This window comes from Paenibacillus forsythiae T98 (assembly GCF_000520735.1).
Lineage (GTDB): Bacteria > Bacillota > Bacilli > Paenibacillales > Paenibacillaceae > Paenibacillus_AQ > Paenibacillus_AQ forsythiae.
Window position 1 is genome coordinate 1 of the sequence record NZ_ASSC01000837.1, and the last position, 2,349, is coordinate 2,349.

The window sequence follows — 2,349 nt, forward strand, 5'->3', positions numbered from 1 at the left end:
TATTTCTTCGCCCAGCCTTCCGCCATCTGGCTCCGGCAGGAGTTTCCCGTACACAAAAAGTAAATCGTCTTCTTATCCATGAGCAATCATCTCCTGTAAATTAAAATAGGATCAACCTTATATAGAGCCCCAGAAGGGTGATAAACAGGGTGGGAAGGGTCAGGATGATGCCTGCTCTAAAGTAGGTCCCCCATGATATTTTCACACCTTTGGTTGAAAGGACATGCAGCCACAGCAGGGTGGCGAGCGAGCCAATCGGCGTAATCTTCGGCCCCAAATCCGAACCGATGACATTCGCGTAAATCAAAGCTTCCTTGATGAGTCCCGTAGTGTGCGCAGCGTCGATGGCCAGCGCGTCAATCATGACCGTAGGCATGTTGTTCATCACCGATGAAAGGATCGCCGCAATAAAGCCCATGCCCATCGTGGCGGCAAACAGACCTTGACCGGCAGCCGCCTGAATCCAATCCGCCAGGACATCCGTAAGACCGGCATTTCGCAGCCCGTACACCACGACATACATCCCGATGGAGAAGAATACAATCGCCCAAGGCGCTCCTTTGACCACTTCCATTGCAGGTACGGAAGGACTCCTTCTTGCCATAAGCAGGAACAGGATTGCGGTCACTCCGGCTACTGCGGAAACCGGGATGTTCAGGAATTCACTGATGAAGTACCCGGCCAGAAGAACCGCGAGGACAAGCCAGGATAGCTTGAACATCTTCTTGTCTTTAATAGCCTCTTCGGGATGTTTTAGCTGCGAGCTGTCGAACTGTCCCGGAATGCTTCTGCGGAAAAAGAGGTACAGCACCAGAATACTGGCCCCCAGCGAAAACAAGGTAGGCATAATCATATGCCCTGCGTATTCCATAAAGGTAACTCCGAAGAAATCGGCGGAAACGATATTGACCAGATTACTGACGACGAGCGGCAATGAGGTCGTATCCGCAATGAACCCGCTGGCGATAATGAACGGAAATACCTTGTTCTCGTCAAAATCCAGCGCGCGCACCATGGCCAGCACAATCGGAGTCAGGATGAGCGCCGCGCCGTCATTGGCAAAAAAAGCGGACACAACCGCACCGAGCAGGATGATATAGATGAACATCCGGGTGCTATTCCCGCGCGCGGCTCCGGCCATATGTAAGGCGGCCCATTCGAAAAAACCGATTTTGTCGAGAATTAAGGAAATGAGAATGATCGCAATAAAGGCCAGCGTAGCATTCCACACCATCAGGGTAACATCGAGCACATCGCTGAAGCTCACGACGCCTGCAAGCAGAGCCAGCACCGCCCCGCCGCAAGCCGACCATCCAATCGATAAATTCCGCGGCTGCCAAATGACAAAGATTAAAGTCACAATGAAAATGAAACCCGCCAACCATACCGAAACCAAATCCTCCAACCTCCAGCTATTCACATGAAATCCCCAGGCCCTGCTTATCGAGCTCTTCCAGCACATGAGCCTGTGAAGGAATGAAGGCGATCAATTTTTGAATAAATTGACGCTGGGGACTGTCCGGATTGATCGAATAATAAATCCATTGGCCTTTCCGGTTCTCCTTCACCAGCCCCGCGTCTTTCAATTTCCGCAAATGCTGGCTGACCGACGGCTGACTCGTCTTGAAAATTTCAACAAGCTCGCATACACAGCGCTCCCGGTTGTCCAGAAGCTTCATAATCGCCAGTCTTGTCTTGTCTCCGAGCAGCTTCAACGTCCGGGATACCTCGTCCAAATCATTCAGATCAAAGCTCATGCTTAAGCCTCCTTTCACTCCATCATTATATAATCATATGCTTATATAAACAATCGCTAATATGTAGACTTCTCGGATTCATAGCCGGGCTTCAATCGCAATCAGCCGGAGAATAATCCGGCTTTAACAGAGACAGCAAGGATTGAGTGTCCGGCAATTCGTCCAGAATGGCTTGAATATAAGGTTTATCCTCCACATTCAAGGAGTAGTAGACCCATTGCCCGCGTCTCGACTCATGAACAACGCCCTGAGCCTTCAGCTTTCTCAATTGCTGGCTCACCCCGGGCTGCGACATATTTAAAATGTCGACCAGATCGCATACGCACCATTCCTTGTCTTTGAGCAGTCCAAGAATCGTCAGCCTCGTTCTGTCGCCTAATAATTTGAATTTGTCGGCTATTTCCATATCGAACATATGCACAGTCCTTTCGGAAGTTTGAACGTGCTGCTTCATTTGAACGTACTGCTTCAATTTTAAAATTCATATCCTTGAAAATCAAGCAAGACAAGAAGAATCCTCTGACGGTGTCCCCAATGTCACCAAAGACGCAAGTGCTTTCTCGTAGAAAATAACGCCAGTGATAAGCATAGA

At 49.5% G+C, this 2,349-nt stretch carries 4 protein-coding genes; all 4 read right to left on the reverse strand.

Annotation, left to right across the window (positions count from 1 at the left end; translation table 11 throughout):
• On the reverse strand, window positions 1-80 hold an 80-nt coding region (locus tag L692_RS30225), incomplete at its 3' end, for an arsenate reductase/protein-tyrosine-phosphatase family protein (protein WP_036725611.1).
• A 20-nt stretch (window positions 81-100) separates the two neighbouring features.
• On the reverse strand, window positions 101-1,396 hold the full coding sequence (locus L692_RS0125485) for an arsenic transporter (protein WP_025702720.1): 1,296 nt from the start codon (window positions 1,394-1,396) through the stop codon (window positions 101-103).
• Between the two features lie 16 nt (window positions 1,397-1,412).
• Window positions 1,413-1,757, reverse strand: a complete 345-nt coding sequence (locus tag L692_RS0125490) for an ArsR/SmtB family transcription factor (RefSeq protein WP_025702721.1) — start codon at window positions 1,755-1,757, stop codon at window positions 1,413-1,415.
• A gap of 91 nt (window positions 1,758-1,848) precedes the next feature.
• Window positions 1,849-2,211, reverse strand: coding sequence for an ArsR/SmtB family transcription factor (locus tag L692_RS0125495; RefSeq protein WP_376717962.1), 363 nt, complete (start codon window positions 2,209-2,211; stop codon window positions 1,849-1,851).
• Window positions 2,212-2,349 lie beyond the last annotated feature (138 nt).